At 40.4% G+C, this 16,148-nt stretch carries 18 protein-coding genes; 9 read left to right on the forward strand and 9 right to left on the reverse strand.

All coding sequences use genetic code 11. The features are described 5' to 3' along the window. Nucleotides 1-24: 24 nt before the first annotated feature. The 5 genes from PQR79_RS07905 to PQR79_RS07925 form a co-directional block, all read right to left on the reverse strand. A complete protein-coding gene (locus PQR79_RS07905; RefSeq protein ID WP_238106674.1) occupies nucleotides 25-2,211 on the reverse strand; it encodes an OsmC domain/YcaO domain-containing protein in 2,187 nt (728 codons plus the stop codon). 269 nt (nucleotides 2,212-2,480) lie between these two features. Further along, nucleotides 2,481-3,395 carry an aspartyl protease family protein gene (locus PQR79_RS07910; protein WP_238106673.1) on the reverse strand — a complete coding sequence of 305 codons (915 nt, stop codon included), beginning with the start codon at nucleotides 3,393-3,395 and terminating at the stop codon, nucleotides 2,481-2,483. Nucleotides 3,396-3,590: 195 nt separating this feature from the next. Then, the gene (locus tag PQR79_RS07915; RefSeq protein WP_238106672.1) at nucleotides 3,591-4,607 is read right to left on the reverse strand and encodes a hypothetical protein; all 1,017 of its coding nucleotides are present in this window, start codon (nucleotides 4,605-4,607) and stop codon (nucleotides 3,591-3,593) included. 518 nt (nucleotides 4,608-5,125) lie between these two features. Next, nucleotides 5,126-5,335 carry a transcription antiterminator/RNA stability regulator CspE gene (gene cspE, locus PQR79_RS07920; RefSeq protein WP_188922038.1) on the reverse strand — a complete coding sequence of 70 codons (210 nt, stop codon included), beginning with the start codon at nucleotides 5,333-5,335 and terminating at the stop codon, nucleotides 5,126-5,128. A gap of 296 nt (nucleotides 5,336-5,631) precedes the next feature. Next, nucleotides 5,632-6,018, reverse strand: a complete 387-nt coding sequence (locus PQR79_RS07925; RefSeq protein ID WP_238106671.1) for a ribosome recycling factor family protein — start codon at nucleotides 6,016-6,018, stop codon at nucleotides 5,632-5,634. 471 nt (nucleotides 6,019-6,489) lie between these two features. Here PQR79_RS07925 and trmH point away from each other — a divergent pair, with 471 nt between their 5' ends. Then, nucleotides 6,490-7,200, forward strand: a complete 711-nt coding sequence (trmH, locus tag PQR79_RS07930; RefSeq protein WP_238106670.1) for a tRNA (guanosine(18)-2'-O)-methyltransferase TrmH — start codon at nucleotides 6,490-6,492, stop codon at nucleotides 7,198-7,200. A 91-nt stretch (nucleotides 7,201-7,291) separates the two neighbouring features. On the opposite strand, the gene PQR79_RS07935 is transcribed toward trmH, so the two are convergent. Continuing rightward, entirely contained in the window at nucleotides 7,292-7,795 is a 504-nt protein-coding gene (locus PQR79_RS07935; protein WP_238106669.1) for a PaaI family thioesterase, read from the reverse strand. A gap of 145 nt (nucleotides 7,796-7,940) precedes the next feature. On the opposite strand from PQR79_RS07935, the gene nqrM reads away from it, so the two are divergent. Together nqrM and PQR79_RS07945 are read left to right on the forward strand one after the other, a co-directional pair. Then, nucleotides 7,941-8,147 (forward strand): (Na+)-NQR maturation NqrM, encoded by a 207-nt coding sequence (gene nqrM / locus PQR79_RS07940; RefSeq protein WP_274408434.1) that lies wholly within the window; start codon nucleotides 7,941-7,943, stop codon nucleotides 8,145-8,147. A gap of 204 nt (nucleotides 8,148-8,351) precedes the next feature. Beyond that, entirely contained in the window at nucleotides 8,352-8,975 is a 624-nt protein-coding gene (locus PQR79_RS07945) for a protein-disulfide isomerase (protein ID WP_238106667.1), read from the forward strand. Between the two features lie 61 nt (nucleotides 8,976-9,036). On the opposite strand, the gene PQR79_RS07950 is transcribed toward PQR79_RS07945, so the two are convergent. Both PQR79_RS07950 and PQR79_RS07955 read right to left on the reverse strand, forming a co-directional pair. After that, nucleotides 9,037-9,672: a LysE family translocator gene (locus PQR79_RS07950; protein ID WP_372942606.1), complete on the reverse strand. Its 636-nt coding sequence runs from the start codon at nucleotides 9,670-9,672 to the stop codon at nucleotides 9,037-9,039. Between the two features lie 421 nt (nucleotides 9,673-10,093). Further along, nucleotides 10,094-10,342, reverse strand: a complete 249-nt coding sequence (locus PQR79_RS07955) for a DUF3297 family protein (protein ID WP_238106665.1) — start codon at nucleotides 10,340-10,342, stop codon at nucleotides 10,094-10,096. A 329-nt stretch (nucleotides 10,343-10,671) separates the two neighbouring features. On the opposite strand from PQR79_RS07955, the gene PQR79_RS07960 reads away from it, so the two are divergent. After that, nucleotides 10,672-11,070 carry a GDYXXLXY domain-containing protein gene (locus PQR79_RS07960; RefSeq protein ID WP_238106664.1) on the forward strand — a complete coding sequence of 133 codons (399 nt, stop codon included), beginning with the start codon at nucleotides 10,672-10,674 and terminating at the stop codon, nucleotides 11,068-11,070. Nucleotides 11,071-11,508: 438 nt separating this feature from the next. Here PQR79_RS07960 and PQR79_RS07965 read toward each other — a convergent pair whose 3' ends face one another. Further along, nucleotides 11,509-12,402 (reverse strand): LysR family transcriptional regulator, encoded by an 894-nt coding sequence (locus PQR79_RS07965; protein WP_238106663.1) that lies wholly within the window; start codon nucleotides 12,400-12,402, stop codon nucleotides 11,509-11,511. A 119-nt stretch (nucleotides 12,403-12,521) separates the two neighbouring features. Between PQR79_RS07965 and PQR79_RS07970 the strand changes: the two genes are divergently transcribed. The 5 genes from PQR79_RS07970 to PQR79_RS07990 all read left to right on the forward strand — a co-directional run bounded on the left by PQR79_RS07970 (nucleotide 12,522) and on the right by PQR79_RS07990 (nucleotide 15,799). Further along, a complete protein-coding gene (locus PQR79_RS07970) occupies nucleotides 12,522-13,169 on the forward strand; it encodes a DsbA family protein (protein ID WP_238106662.1) in 648 nt (215 codons plus the stop codon). A gap of 49 nt (nucleotides 13,170-13,218) precedes the next feature. Beyond that, nucleotides 13,219-13,842, forward strand: coding sequence for a malonic semialdehyde reductase (locus PQR79_RS07975; protein ID WP_238106661.1), 624 nt, complete (start codon nucleotides 13,219-13,221; stop codon nucleotides 13,840-13,842). Nucleotides 13,843-13,965: 123 nt separating this feature from the next. After that, on the forward strand, nucleotides 13,966-14,847 hold the full coding sequence (locus tag PQR79_RS07980; protein WP_238106660.1) for an MBL fold metallo-hydrolase: 882 nt from the start codon (nucleotides 13,966-13,968) through the stop codon (nucleotides 14,845-14,847). A gap of 108 nt (nucleotides 14,848-14,955) precedes the next feature. Further along, nucleotides 14,956-15,345, forward strand: coding sequence for a nuclear transport factor 2 family protein (locus tag PQR79_RS07985; protein ID WP_238106659.1), 390 nt, complete (start codon nucleotides 14,956-14,958; stop codon nucleotides 15,343-15,345). Between the two features lie 238 nt (nucleotides 15,346-15,583). Further along, nucleotides 15,584-15,799, forward strand: coding sequence for a hypothetical protein (locus PQR79_RS07990; RefSeq protein WP_238106658.1), 216 nt, complete (start codon nucleotides 15,584-15,586; stop codon nucleotides 15,797-15,799). Nucleotides 15,800-16,148 lie beyond the last annotated feature (349 nt).

A 16,148-nucleotide genomic window follows, 5' to 3' on the forward strand; every position in this document is an offset into this window, starting at 1 on the left:
CATTAACAGGCTAACTTAACGAGTTTACAACCCCGCTTTAATTTTACGGGCTTGGTGCAGTTTTTTATAACTTTCAATCAAGCGTAAATGTGGCTCAATGCCTTCCAGCTTAATACTGGTTTTAGTCAGACCATAAAAACGCACAGTACCATTAACAGAGCCAACCACATTATCCATCACCTCTTTACCAAACATACGGGTAAAGTTACCGATAAAGTCCTCAAGCGCTAAGTCTTCATCTAAGGTCACTTCAAGCACGGCATTCACTGCTTGATAAAACAAGCGGCGCTGTACTGTGTTGTCGTTAAACTGTAAAAACTCTTCCACCAGCTCTAACGCGTCTTCATGTTCACCGAGGGCAAGATAAATCAAAATCTTTAACTCGATAATGGTTAACTGGCCCCAAACCGTGTTTTCATCAAACACAATGCCAATCAAGGTCGGGATATCGGTTTGATTATCTAATTGGCTTTCTTCTAAACGGTTCACCAACTTAGACAAAGCTTTAGTGCTTAACGAGTGCAGATTTAAAATGTCTTCACGGTAGTTAAGTGCTTTGTTAGTGTTATCCCAAATCAAATCATCAACAGGGTAAACTTCAGAGTAATCTGGCACCAAAATACGGCAGGCTGATGCGCCTAAGTCAGTAAACTCAGCAATGTACACTTCACGGCCCATGGCTTCTAAAATACCAAACAGTGCGTTAGCTTCTTGCTCGTTAGTGCCGCTGAAGTCCCACTCACAGAATTCGTAATCAAATTTGCTGCTAAAGAAGCGCCAAGAGATAACCCCTGTAGAATCAATAAAGTGCTCAACAAAGTTTTCAGGTTCGGTAACTGCCATGCTATTAAAGGTCGGCTTAGGCACATCGTTTAAGCCTTCAAAACTGCGACCTTGTAACAACTCAGTTAAACTGCGCTCTAATGCCACTTCAAAGCTTGGGTGCGCGCCAAATGACGCAAACACACCACCGGTGCGCGGGTTCATTAAGGTCACGCACATTACCGGGAACTGCCCGCCTAACGAGGCATCTTTTACTACAACAGGGAAACCCTGCTCCTCTAGGCCTTTAATACCCGCTAAAATACTTGGGTACTTCTCTAACACCGCCATTGGCACATCTGGTAAGACAATTTCTTGCTCAATGATTTGACGTTTTACTGCGCGCTCAAAAATCTCAGACAAGCATTGTACATGGGCTTCTTGCAAGTTGTTGCCTGCACTCATGCCATTACTTAAAAATAAGTTTTCAATCAAATTAGACGGGAAATATACCGTTTCACCATCTGACTGGCGCGTGTAAGGAATGGCACAAATGCCGCGCGCTTTATTGCCTGAGTTAGTATCAATTAAATGCGAGCCGCGCAGCTCTTCATCTGGGTTATAAATGTCTAAGCAATACTCATCAAGTAAGCCTGTTGGCAGCGCGTCATCGTCTTCAAGCGCAAACCATTTTTCGTTCGGGTAATGTACAAACTCGCTATTGGCGATTTCGTCACCAAAAAATTGATCATTATAAAAAAAGTTATTGTTTAAACGCTCAATAAACTCACCTAAAGCCGAGCATAATGCACTTTCTTTAGTGGCACCTTTACCGTTAGTGAAACACATAGGCGATGCCGCATCACGAATATGCAAAGACCATACGTTAGGTACAATATTACGCCACGATGAAATCTCAATCTTCATGCCAAGGTCGGCCAATAAAGCTGTCATGTTTTTAATGGTTTGTTCCAACGGCAAATCTTTACCTAAAATATAGGTATTGCTGCCGCCATCGGGTTGCCCCATCAACATGGCATTGGCGTCTGAGTCTAAGTTTTCAACGGTTTCGATTTTAAATTCTGGACCAGTTTGCACGACTTTTTTAACGGTACAACGGTCAATAGAGCGTAAAATACCTTCGCGGTCTTTATCCGAAATATCATCTGGCAGCTCAACCTGAATTTGAAAAATTTGGTTATAGCGATCTTCAGGATCAACAATATTGTTTTGTGACAACCTGATGTGCTCAGTAGAGATATCGCGAGCCTTACAGTACACCTTAATAAAGTAAGCGGCACACAAGGCAGATGAGGCTAAAAAATAATCAAAAGGACTTGGGGCAGAGCCATCACCTTTGTAACGAATAGGTTGGTCGGCCGTAACGGTAAAGTCGTCAAATTTGGCTTCGAGTCTCAAATTGTCGAGAAAATTTACTTTGATTTCCATTGAATATTTCCACAGTCGTGCACAGCCAAACGGCCAGCTTGTCTAAATTAGGGGGAATTATCGGTGTTTTTGCCGCAATAGTCTTGGGTTAATTGCTTAAAAGTGCGCAATTAGCTTAATTGTAAATAATCTGTAGGTAGATCGGTTTAGAGAATGCCAATCTCATGAAGCATCTAAACAATCTAGAAGTTGAGTAATACTATGGATTCTATGGTAATGATAAAATAAAAAGGCCACTTATCGTGACCCTCTGTTTCATTCGCTGCAAATTATGACTCTTCAGGAAGCCCGACATGCATATGACCAGACTTATAGTCTATGGTTAACACAAAATGTTTAAGAATGTCGTAACCCACTAGACCTTTAATATTTTTACCTTTAATACGAGACAAACCACTTCTATCTTGGCCTGATATAAACTCACTTTGACCATCGGCAGGCACGCTAGATTGGACATTTTCGATAGTAAATGGACCAAACTTCACTTCAGGCAATCGAAAGTTATCGATACTGGCAATGTTATTAACACCATAGCCCGTACCCGATTGTGCACCATATAAACTTAACCAATTAGAATCTGTAGCCAATGTTCGCTTTAAAAACAAACCGCTGTTATTACCCGTATCAAGAATAAGCCAGGCGTTCTTTTCACCATTTAATTCAACTTTAACAATTGGTTGGCCCGTCCCGCGATCAATTTGCATATCAATATTTTTAAGTTTTGCTAAATCAATTGAGTCTCGCTCAAATAATCTCAAACGATTATTAGGGTAATCAATTTGAAAAATAAATTTTTCGAGTAAACCCGCACCTAATAATAACTGCACCTCATGATGACCTAAACGTAAACCAACCAGCTCATCTAACTCAAGGTCGGCTCCAAATAATTTAACATTCACATTGTTATACAGTTGGCGAGTTTCGGTGCCATAAACACCTTTAATATCGACTTTGCTTCCTTTAGAGAATTCAAACTTATTTTTATTAATAAAGCTGATATTGATTGCATTTACCTGAGAGCCACTGTCGAGTATCGCCTTTCCTTCAATGCCATTAATCGTCACTGGAAGGTTGATATGACCATTGATCACTTCGAAATCAACCCAATTAGTTACAGCAAAAGAGTTAAAAGAAGCAATGGTAACGACCACGAATGTCAGTAATTGCAGTAATGTTGAACGCATCGATTTTCCTTAATCTAGCACAAAAATTAGCTCAACAATTTATTAACAAAATAGCTAAAAGTCAATAATTTAGGTAAATAAAAATCATCATTGGTATGTTTATCATTAAGATAAGGATAGATTTTGATAAGGTGTTTTCACAGAGGGCAATCAGGGGGAAGAGTCCCCCCATTGGTAGGTAATGTAAATGACTTTCTAGCGAATAGTAATATTTCTGCCAAAGTATTCTTCAGCTTCATATTTTTCAATCACTTTTTCGAGCGTATCGTTGTTGTTATCCATCACCAACTTATGCGAAATCGCACTTAAGGCAATCAAAATATCCTTACACTCAATTCGCGCTTTCATCACCGAGCCAGAAGCAGTACGTAACACTTGCGACAATAGCTCATGGTTTTTGCCAATCAATGCCAAAATAAAATGAATCACCACCTCAGAGCACAAATCTTTATCTTCAATTTTACTCGGTCTAACAACTTTTTCTAAGTAGTCTTCTTCTTTGCCAGCAGGGACAAATCGTTGCACCCAGTAAAAATAATCTTCGTCATAAATGATCGACTGAATAGGTTTCATGAATTTTTCATCACTCGAAATCTTCTGAAACAGGGCTTTCTTGTCATCATCAGTGATATCAATGAGATCATCACCGAATTCATTATTCAGTAAAGTAACAACCGCTTGTAACTCTTTAAGCAGTGACACATTCCCAGATGTCATTTGATTGTAGGCATCGCCCACTTCATCAATGTTACGCTGAAACACACCAATGTACTTGTCACCTTCTTCAATGGCATCAAGCAACGGAATTAAACTATAACGTCTCACTTGAATGAGCTCATAAAACTGGCCTAGCTCAAGACGAATGGCTTGTAGGCGATCAATAGCTTTTACTAAAAAGTTCTCGTCTCTCTTAATCGCAGCATTTAAACGGGAAAAATCTAATTGATCATTAACTTTACGCACTCGGTTATCAATCATATTTTCATATGCTTGTGTTTCATTAATCAACACTGAAAACTTATCTTCCATCTCAAACAGCACATCTTGCACTTTTTTCAGACTGGTCGAACGTACTTGCTGGTTAATCCCACGTGCTTTTTCAGCTTCTGCTTGCTTCTTTTCACGTATCACCCAAGTAATTGCTGCGCCAACAATCGTTAGACTTGTCGCCATATCAAAACCAAGCTGAACATTAGTAAACCATGGATTCATTTTTTTCCCTTAAATGTCATTTGTTTATAAGTGCAAAATAGTAATAACGGATCCAAAATGGAATGTCACCCGTAAATCAATAAAAACACTGTGAAACTCACAAAAAAATGTGACAAAAAGCGCATTAAGCTCGATTGATAATTTTTTTAAATGAACATTTAACAAGATAAAAATCAATAGAATAAGTTATAACGCTAAATAAAGCTGTTGTTACATCACTAAAATAAGAACATTGGCTATTTTTGCTCAACATTTTCAAAAAAACAAACTACATTATCAATAAGCTGATATTAAAAATTAATACCTTATATTACAAATAGTTAAAATAGATTGATCGCTATATATACAGAGTAAAAGATAAGTGTGGAAATCAGGAGATTTAATGGGCCGTAAGTCAAAATGGAGCGGATTAAACGCAGTAAATGATAAGTAAAGGAGAGGCGCATGGTTGACAAACAATAGGCAAAAAAAAGCGCAAACAGTCGCTAGACTATTTGCGCTATCTTACAAAGTAAGCGTTACTCAGCTACTACGTTAGCAGCTTGAGGGCCTTTTTGGCCTTGCTCAACTTCGAAAGATACTTTTTGGCCTTCAGCTAAAGTTTTGAAACCTTCTGAAGCGATTGAACGGAAGTGAACGAACACGTCAGCGCCACCGTTATCAGGAGTGATAAAACCAAAACCTTTATCTTCGTTGAACCATTTTACTAAACCAGTAGTTTTAGACATTTTGTGTCCCTTAATAAGTTAAATTAATCAATCTGTCGCGAAAATGCGATGCGCTCAAGCTTGAATTATTGAATGTCACGATGAAGCTAAGGGAAACACAGAGGATAACAACGATAACGAAGATTCTAAGGCTTTTCTTTTACTTGATGTTCATTAATAACTCTGAATGTCAGAGCGAGACTGATGTTACATGAGTTTCGAATATTGTAAAGGTTTTCTTTTATGCTAAAACAACACATAAAATGATTATGGGCTTATGCCAGATTGAAAAGCCACAACGGATTATAGACAATACCTTATAAATCAGCATTAAAGCGCGCGACTCGCGCCTCAACAAGCGAGCATTGGGTTAACTGCATTAATTCAGCTAATGTCACCCCAGGGTTTTGGGTAATTAATCGATGTAGCTTGGCTTCTAACGGTTCTAATTTATCGCCATGTTCCAACAGTGCCACCGAAACTTTAGCCATAAGATAACGAAAGCCCTCATCGCCTTGAGTTTGTAAACCCGCCACAAACGCTTGAACATGTATCGCGTTCCCTATAAGCGCCCAATTTCGAGAGCGGCGTACACGTTTAAGCTCACAGTCATATTGTACCGCTATTGCTTTAGCTTGTTTGGTTTTGTCACTGCCGATGCGATGGATAAGCGATGGCAAGCGCACAGTGATCGGTTCATTCATATCGAGTCAGTATCTCTAAACAATTTATGCTAAACATCATCTATTTAACCTGAATTAGGGATAAGGGATGAACTGATACTATTTATAATCATCACGTTAATCCTCCTCACTTTCAAGCTTGTCATTTGTTATGCTAACAAGGCAAATTGACGCGTCAATAGCTAGAAAGCACTGTTTGAAAGGTGTTTATACCAATCCGCATTAGAATTTGCTCTTTTAGCGAAAGTTATCAGTGAGGTATTCGAGGCAGCCTTTGTTAATTTAGCTGATTTTGGAAAGGGAACGACCATTACCCGCAATCAATGTCTTGCCTAAACGCGGTAAATTCTTGCTGAAATCGAGCATCTTCAGGTTGATTGGGTATATAATGCCGCTCGAATAATGATAACCCGGTAAAAATCAGTCAACCGTTAGCTCGATTATGCGCCAGTGTAATCAATAACCTTGCATAAAACTAAGCAGAATGACCCAATGAGCCCAGAACGTTTTGCCCGCATAAACCAAATGCTTGATAACCGCCAAGTCGATCTCACTGTATGTCTTGATAAAGTGCATATGACCAACAACATCGCCGCGGTTATTCGTTCGGCGGATTGTGTCGGCATTCATCAAATTCATGCAGTATGGCCCGACATCGAAATGCGGGTATCGGGTAATACGGCCTCTGGCAGCCAGCAATGGGTCAGCACGGTAAAGCACTATACTTTTGCAGAGGCGCATCGAGCCTTTAAAGCACAAAACATGCAAATACTAACAACCACTTTTTCAGACACCGCTGTTGATTTTCGCGACATTGACTACACTCGCCCCACCGTGATTGTCATGGGTAATGAGCGTGATGGCGTGAGTGATGAAGCCATTGCAGCAGCAGACCAACACATTATTATTCCTATGCGCGGTATGGTGCAATCACTCAATGTCTCTGTGGCTTCGGCCCTAGTGATGTACGAAGCCCAGCGCCAACGCGAACAAGCTAATATGTACGGTACTCGTAAACTAGACTACGCTTACTGCCAAAAAATGCTGTTTGAACAAGGCCATCCGGTTTATGCCAAAGCGTGTCGCCGCAAGCAAATCCCCTATCCCGTCATCGATGATCAAGGCCAAATTGTTGCCGACAAAGACTGGTGGGACAGAATGCGCGCCCCTGATCCACATGCTCTCACAGAACAAATAACTTAAATCACTAATCCCATAACCCACACTCTGGCAGTACAGGCATATTCGCAAGCAATGCCAGCACAAGCTTATTAACAAAGTGTGCTGTACTACGTTACTTTATTTTTTTACCAAATCCCTTCGCCATAAAGCGTGCGCTGCTTTTAACCACCAATTGGCCTGCAACATATAACTCACCCTCCACCTTATACAGAGGGTAACGAGCAGAAATAATCTTACCTTTAATCAAAATATGACTATTTACAGGTACTTCATGTAAGTAGCGGATATTCATATCGGCAGTAACTGCTTCTATGTTCTGCTGGAAAAGCGCTTGGCACATACCGCTATCGAGTAACGCCGATAAATAACCGCCGTGTAAAATCCCTTGGTAACCCTGTTGATGAATCGACCCTTTGGCGCGCGCCCATACCTGTTGGTCTGCCGTACTGAAAAATTGCAAGTGAAGCCCTAATAAATTCTGCGTGCCACACAACATGCAATACTGATGGCTCAATGGCTTAACCACCTCAAATAAATCATCGGCTGACATATCCTGCGAAACCAAGCTTAAACTTTCAATCAAGAACGCTTTTTCAGATTGATATTGCTGACTCATAAAACCCCACAAAATAAAAACAAAACCAATATTGGCATATGCTATTAATTATTTTACAATATCACATCAATATCAATTTGAGATACTTGATAGGTGCTAAAACGTGATGTTTAAGCCAATCATTGCAACAGCAAAGGTAAATAGCATGCAATTTATAATGACTTTTATGGTGTTTTTAGTGTTTTTTGCAGTGATGGCATTAGGTATTTTTTTAGGGCGAAGACCCATTCAAGGTAGCTGTGCCGGGCTTGCGAATGTAGGAATAGAAAAGAGTTGCGACTGTGAAGTCACCTGCGATGAACATAACGCCCTTTACCAAATACAAGAACCCACTCAAAAATATAATCATTAATGGTGATATCGCCCGTTATGCATTGATGACACCCGAGTTTAGGCTAGCGTTTGCCAATATCTTTGATCAGCGCTTAACAATAATGGCCTCGAATTCAACGACACGATACCAAACACACCATTAACACAGCGCTACGACAATGATTGAATCTTACCTTTAAACTCATTAGGATCGGTCTATCGATCGCTAATTAGAATCTACACCATGACCACTGAGCTTTACTTTATCTTCGACTCGCATTGCCCCTGGAGTTACGCGACCACGCCATTAGTCAACGCATTGCAGCAAGCCTATCCAGACATGACAATACATTTGCTACACAGTGCGCATTACATCGGTAAAGACTGCGCTGGCGAAGAGCAAATACAAGCAGCGACAAAAGCCAGTGGTGTTAAATTTGGCCGTGAGCATATTCGTTATGCCAATAGCCCTAAAAATTCAATCAAATCGGCAAACTTAATGGCCTGGATGCAAGATAAACAAGCCAACAAACAATTAGCACTGCTCAATGCATTGCAAGCGGCCCACTTTGTTGAAGGCAATCCACTGAACACAAAACATGACTTTAACGCCATTGTTGAAAAATTAAAGCTATCACCTAGCAATAAAGTGTTTAAAGATGAACTCAGTGTCGACGCTGAAAACATTTTAGAAGCCATTGCAGAAATACAACAAATGTTGGGCACCACAAGCTTTCCCGTATTAGTGATGACAGTGAATGACAACGCCATCTTTATTGATCATTCTCAATACCTTAATAACCCAAAAGGCGTTGTAACCGCAGTAGAACAAGAGATAGCCGCAATACAACAACCTAAAAAGCATTAATCCTAAAACGTAAAAACCACGGGAATTAGCCGTGGTTTTTACGTTTTGATCGCCTCAACATTTAGCTTTGTACTTGCGAAGCCAATAACCAAATCGCTAAGGCAAAAAACACCAACCCCATAAATTTGTTTTGATAAGTACGAAACTTTTCACTGTTTAATAATGGTTTGCCCAAACGGCCAACCAAGGCCACCAGCATTAAATTAAACGCTAATCCCATTACATTGAGCAATAAGCCTAACGCTAACATTTGCTCACCAGAGCTAGCACTGAGCTGAGTTGACACAAATTGCGGTAAAAACAACACAAAAAAGAGCAGCGCTTTCGGGTTCAATAAATTACTCATGACCGCACGTCGATAAAGCAGTTTAGCCAGATTGTTTTGTACAGCAATGTCAGGAGCATCAACCGAATCACAGCGAATACAATCCCACGCCATTTTAAGTAAATAAGCACCGCCTAAAATTCGCAGTAACTCTAATGCCATTGGGTTCATGGCCACCAATGCCGATACGCCCATCGCAGCAAGCAAGGTTAAAATTAACCCAGATGTGGCATTGCCAAAGCTAGCATACACACCCACTTTGCGGCCATAGCTCAAACTCGAACTGGCAATCAGCAACATATCGGGGCCAGGAATTAACAATAACGCCACGACAGTCGTTAAATAAACAGGCAATAAAGCCAAATCAATCATCATAAATTCGCAAATAGACAGGTAAAACACGGCGCGGATTTTACAGCCATTGCACATGAATGAAAGTCACGATGGCTACCAATAAGTTTTTAAAGGTGGAAAGCACTGGCAGGGATTGTTTACGACTATAACGTTATCGAACAAACATCAAGCAAAACCTAACGGACCTGAACTCAGGATAATAAACGCCTTTCAAACAATGCTTTGCCCTGCTAACTGCGTTGAATCGACTGACAATAGACTAACTTGAAAGCGAGAATGGTTAATATATTGATTTTAACATGCATAAGTTAACCCCTTCATCCCGGTCTCAGGTTAACTGATTTAAATAAATCAAACACAAAAAAGGCTAACCTCAATGATTAGCCTTCATTTTAAATGCTAAAATCTTATTTATAAAAGAGCTTATTTATAAAAGAGCTTACTTGTAAAAAGCTTCAATCGTACCTTTAACCGTCATTGTAAGCGGTTGGCCACGACGGTCTAACGCTTTACCTGCTGGCACTTTAACCCAACCTTCACTGATGCAATATTCTTCAACATCAAAGCGCTCTTTCCCATTCACTTTAATGCCAATATCAAATTCAAAAATCGCTGCAACATGATGTTTGCTGCGTGGATTAACGCTTAAGCGATCAGGTAAAGCAGGTTTAGCGGTAGTATCGTTCATAGTCATATACTGTAATTAATAAAACGTGCGTCATTGTAGGCAATCGCTGCAAGATGCTCAATAGCGGCAATCATAAATGTGAGGCCCAATCAAAAGATACCGGTGTCGATAATAAAACCGACGCGATCAACGATCACAAAAACAACTGTTATCAGTTAATTTTTGCACCTAAGCAGTGTTTTAATGATTAATCGTTTTATGCATTAATACCTTCAAATTGTATATCGATACCGTTAACTGAATTAAAAGTAGGGAAGAATGAAGCTCTAGACTACAGTTGTTGTGATTGAATTAGCCGGACACTTCAATAAAGGGATATTAGACAGGGAATGATGACGCAAAAGCGATCCGCTATATGGCATTGCTTTTTAGACGGTAAGATAGACCGCGCAAACTTTAAGGCAGCAATGTTAGAGGCCTACTCTCACCCCAATGCAAACAAGTGGCAGCAATTAATTACCAATCAATTATTGTATCTCGGGGTGCTATTAGTGGGTGTGGGAGTGATATTTTTCATGGCGTTTAACTGGGATGCGCTAACACCATCACAGCGACTGATCCAGTATCGTGTTCGCGATGGCAGGGCCAAGCTGGCCAGCAACGCATTTTTCTTTCAAGAAGGTCGAGCAGAAGAGTTTGAACGCGCAAGATATGGCGAGTGTAGAGTTAACCAGGCAGGAAAATTGTTACTCAGTAACATGATAGACATAGGTTTTAAGCGGATTTAAGCGAGGGAGGTAGATAAAATAATCGATAAACTTGTACATGAGTCTGCCCAAAGCACAGCTTTCGCATTAAGCGGTTCAGATAAGCCTATATAACGTGCATTCTTTTGTGCAGGCGTATACAGGCAATATATTTATATAAACCAAAAAACAATGCATGATAAATAAAAGCAGTGCTGATTTAGGTTTTCAATACGCGTTAATGGCTAAGTAAGAAACCCTCGAGTTTTCCAGTCAAGCTTCTTAAAGCGCGCTGTTTAAGTATCAATTAGATTCAAACCTTATTGACAATATTATGTATCCAACCAACAAAGCCATGGCAATTAGTCACGATAAATTTATAGATTAAATTGAAAACTAACAGCAAAAACTATGCCTCCTAAAATAATATGACACCATTTTAAACAATATAAATAAGATTACTCCCCACCACATTTTCAACTAAGTCTCCGTTATTTCAAAATGATCGACCAAGCGATCTAGTAGTTTTCGTATCGCGATGGATTGGTGTTTTCTAGAACGATATATCGCGTAAATCCCCAAGGATACAGGCTCGTAATTGGGCAATACATGAACAAGTTTCTTGTCGTTGATCATAGCTTGTACTGCGTGTTTAGGTTGTAAGGAAATCCCGCGCCCTTTTAGCACTGATTGTAGTAATAACAACGATTCATTAGCACTGTAATTACCTGATACTGAAGTCACAACTGCTTGCTCATTTTTAGTGAAATGCCACAAACTTTTACCAAAATTAGAATAAATAAGACAGTTATGTTTAGCTAAGTCATCAGGATAAACAGGATAACCATTGCGCTTTAAATACGCTTCTGTTGCACACAATACTGAACGACACCGCCCAAGAGGACGCGCAATAATATTGGGATCTAATTCATTGGTGATGCGTATTGCCAAATCAATTCTGTCTTCAACGAGATTGGTAACTTGGTTACTGATATGAACGTCAATGTGCACTTTTGGAAATTCATCTAGAAATGCATCTATGACCGTTGGCAATAAATCTGCTGCAACAAATTGAGAGCAAGCAATTCGAATAGTGCCTTCTGGTTGCGCCGCGTGCTCAGATGCAAGCGGGGCAGATACTTCTTTAGCAAAATCGAGTATAGATCGGCAATTCTCAAATGCTTTTTCACCTGCTGCGGTGAGTGTGAGCTTTCGAGTAGAGCGATGAAGCAATTGCGCATCCGCCCAGCGTTCCATTTCGCTTAAATATCTTGTCACCATAGACCGTGACATATCCAATGACTGAGCGGCGCCGACCATACTGCCTTGCTCAACAATTCTAACAAAGACCTGTGCTGCGGTAATTCTATCCATTCTCTGCCTATATGTTCGATTTATGCAACTAACTATTACCCTTAATAGGGTTTTTTTGCAACATATTTGCAATTTACACTTGCGTCATCAACTCAATTTACGGCTTTGACAGGACAACAATGAAGACCTTACATTTCATCATGGATCCACAATGTGGCTGGTGCTATGCCGCTGCACCACTGTTAGATGCGCTCACTCAATTGACAAACATCGAAATTAAGATGCATGGCGGTGGATTATTCTCAGGCGCAAAAAAAGGGCCATTATCGGTAAGTTTTCATCAGCGCATAAAAGAAATGGACAACAAGATTACCGCATTAACGGGTCAAGTATTTAGTCAAACCTACTACTCGATACTATTAGAAGATAAACATCGTATTGTCGATTCTGACACTCCCATTGCTGCACTTTTAGCGGCTGAGTCCTTAGGGATTAATCCGCTATCCATGTTACATAAAATGCAAATAGCCCAATTTGTTGATGGCTATTCTCAATCGAATATTAAAAATCTAACGAGTATTGCTAATGAACTCGGTTTGAGTTCAAACAGTTTCATCAGTGCATTTGATGCTTTTAATGGCGAGAAAACGCAGCAGCATATTCGCCAAGCAGGACATATGTTGGATTTAGTCGGTTCAAGTGGATTCCCTACATTTGCGTTTGAACATTCAGATGGTGCATTTACCAAATTAGACCACAGCCGTTATTACGGCCAAACAGGGCAGTGGATTGCTTATGTAAAACAATCAATGGATACCGTCGATTAAACAACTGTTACTCAACAAGACATGGCTTAAAAACAATATGGAAAACAATATGAATACTACATTGGACACTAAAGCGCTAAATCAAAAGGCACTAGATCAAAAGGCACTCAATCAACTGTTTACCGAAGCTCGCACATTTAATGCTTTTACGGATAAAGCCGTGCCAGATGAATTGATTAAACAACTTTATGAGTTGATGAAGTGGGCACCAACATCCATGAACTGCCAACCTGGTTATTATTTAGTGATAAAAAGTGCGGACGCAAAAGAGAAATTAAATAAAGCGTTAGCTCCGGGTAATCAGCAAAAAAGCCTAGCAGCACCAGCCTCGGTGATCATTGCTTCAGACACGCAGTTTTATAACAACTTACCAAAGCAATTCCCTGCTTATCCGACGGCTAAAGACATGTTCGAAAACAATGAAAGTTTCCGAGATACAACTGCGTTTAGAAACTCAAGTTTACAAGGCGCGTATTTCATCATGGCAGCTCGTAGTCTTGGTTTAGATTGCGGCCCTATGAGCGGATTTGACAACAAGGTGGTCGATGACACCTTCTTTCCAGAGGGTCGTTACAAGTCTAACTTCATCATCAATATTGGTTATGGCGATGCCACTAAAAACTATCCTAGAGGACCGCGTCTCGCTTTCGAAGATGTCGTCAAAATACTTTAGCGGTTGACGCTAAACCGCCATTTGCAACGTTATAAATGGTGTCTTTGGCTCCAAAACCTTTTAGCTTAAACCGTTATCAATACAATACTTAGTCGCTGCAACTGCAGCATTTTAGAGGTGATTATGAAATTTTTGTCAAAATTAATTCAGGCAAGCGCGATGTTAACTATGATGGCAGTATCCGCCAGCGCTGTCAGTGCAACATTAACAACGACCGTGTTTAATCCACAAGAAAAGAGCATGTTCCCTGTTAGCTCAGTGTTAATTACAGGGCCAAAAGAAGCCATCTTAGTAGATGCTCAGTTTCAGCGTAATGACGCACAGGCTGTAGTTGAGCTGATAAAACAGTCAGGTAAAAAACTGACGACTATTTACATTAGTCATGGGGATCCAGATTATTATTTTGGACTTGATGTGATTACCGCAGCCTACCCCAATGCCAAGGTGTTATCATCTGCCACAACCCAAGAATACATAAAGGCGACAATGGCGCCTAAAAAAGCCTACTGGGGGCCTATCCTTAAAGAAAATGCACCACAAACACTGGTAGTGCCAGAAGTACTACAAGGCGACACCTTAACCGTTGATGGTGAACAGGTTAACGTTATTGGCCTTGAGGGGCACGATCCAAAACATACTTTTGTTTGGATCCCTTCCAGTAAAACAATGCTTGGGGGCGTGGTGATTTTTAACAATATGCACGTTTTTTTAGCTGATAGTAAAACTCCAGAGTCGCGCCAAAATTGGTATAAAACCCTTGATGTTATTGAAAAGCTAAACCCTACAACGGTGATATCTGGGCATATGCTGGGCGACAAACCGTTGACCATTCAAGCGGTTAAATTCACCCGCCAGTACATTGAAGACTTTGAAACTGCAGCCAAATCGGCAGCAAATTCAGAGGAATTAATGGCCAAAATGAAAGCCATTTATCCAAATATTGGCGGCGACAGCATATTGAGTTTAAGTGCAAAAGTGATCATGGGCGAAATGCCTTGGGGCTAAGCAACACAACATAAATCAACCTCAACTCGAGATAATAGCCAGTCTATTATCTCGCTCCTTATGTTGCATTAAGCTGCAATCAATACCTCAAAATACGGAACCTCATTCATGACAAATCTAGACATTATTAAAAGTACTTATGAAGGTAAAACCTCAGAAGACAACGGTAAAAACCTTAAGCGTTATATTTCAAACGAGACACGTTGGACTGAAGCTGCCGGCTTCCCTTATGCTGGGACGTATCAAGGATTTGATGAGATTGAAAAAAATGTATTTGCTCGTTTAAGCACTGAGTGGATTGATTACAATTTTGCAGTGGAAGACTATGTTGCCGCAGGTAACAAGGTTTTTGCTTATGGTACATATAGCGGAACCAATAAAGCCACTGGCCGATATTTCAAGGCGAGAGTAGCCCATCTTTGGACACTTAAAGATGGAAAAGTCATCAGTTTTGAACAATTTGTCGATAGCAAAACTGTTTATGATGCGATGGTATAAACAATGTCGTTGACTTAACGATTACTCATTCAAGGACTAAGGCTAAGTCAGTATTTATCGGCTAATAAAAAAGGAGCCTGGTTAAGGCCCCTTTTTTGGGGTAAATGATCGATATCAATAAGCTTTAGATAATCTACTCTTGATAGCTTTAGCTTAGAAACGGCCAACAACATCAATTGCAGCACCGAAACCGTCTACGTCAGAATCAAGTACTTTTGATAGTTCAAACGTAGCAAAAATGCGTCATTCATACGTAACCAGTCAGCGGTTTTTGCAGCAAAATCTGTGGCACACCATCGGCATGGAAAGCGATGCCTATTGGCTTACCGACTCCCAAGGTACTGTTTTTGCCCTAGGCGGCTTAAATGTTACCACCCGCGACTACGCCCGCTTTGGCCGATTGCTACTAAATAATGGCGAGTTTAACGGCAAGCAAATCGTCTCTGCTGAGTAGATAAAAGCCGCCACCACGCCCCAATCAGAATACCTTAAACCACAACAAGACAAACTTGGGTACGGTTACCAAATTTGGCTACCACCAGAAGCACAGCAAGGTGAATTCTTTTGCGTTGGCGTTTATGGGCAATATATCTATGTGAACCAACAACACAATGTGGTCATTGTAAAAAACAGTGCCGATTTACACTTTCAAGACGAGCTGATATCAAAGCATGAAACCATCGCGTTTTTCCGCGAAATTGTGGCGTCATTACAATAAAGGCCTCCCCTAAACCATAGTACCCCAAAAACATTAACGAGCTCACTTGATAGGGCCCGTTTGAAGGGGGACTATGCATTAACCA

Source organism: Shewanella metallivivens, from assembly GCF_028750675.1.
Classification (GTDB): Bacteria; Pseudomonadota; Gammaproteobacteria; order Enterobacterales; family Shewanellaceae; genus Shewanella; species Shewanella metallivivens.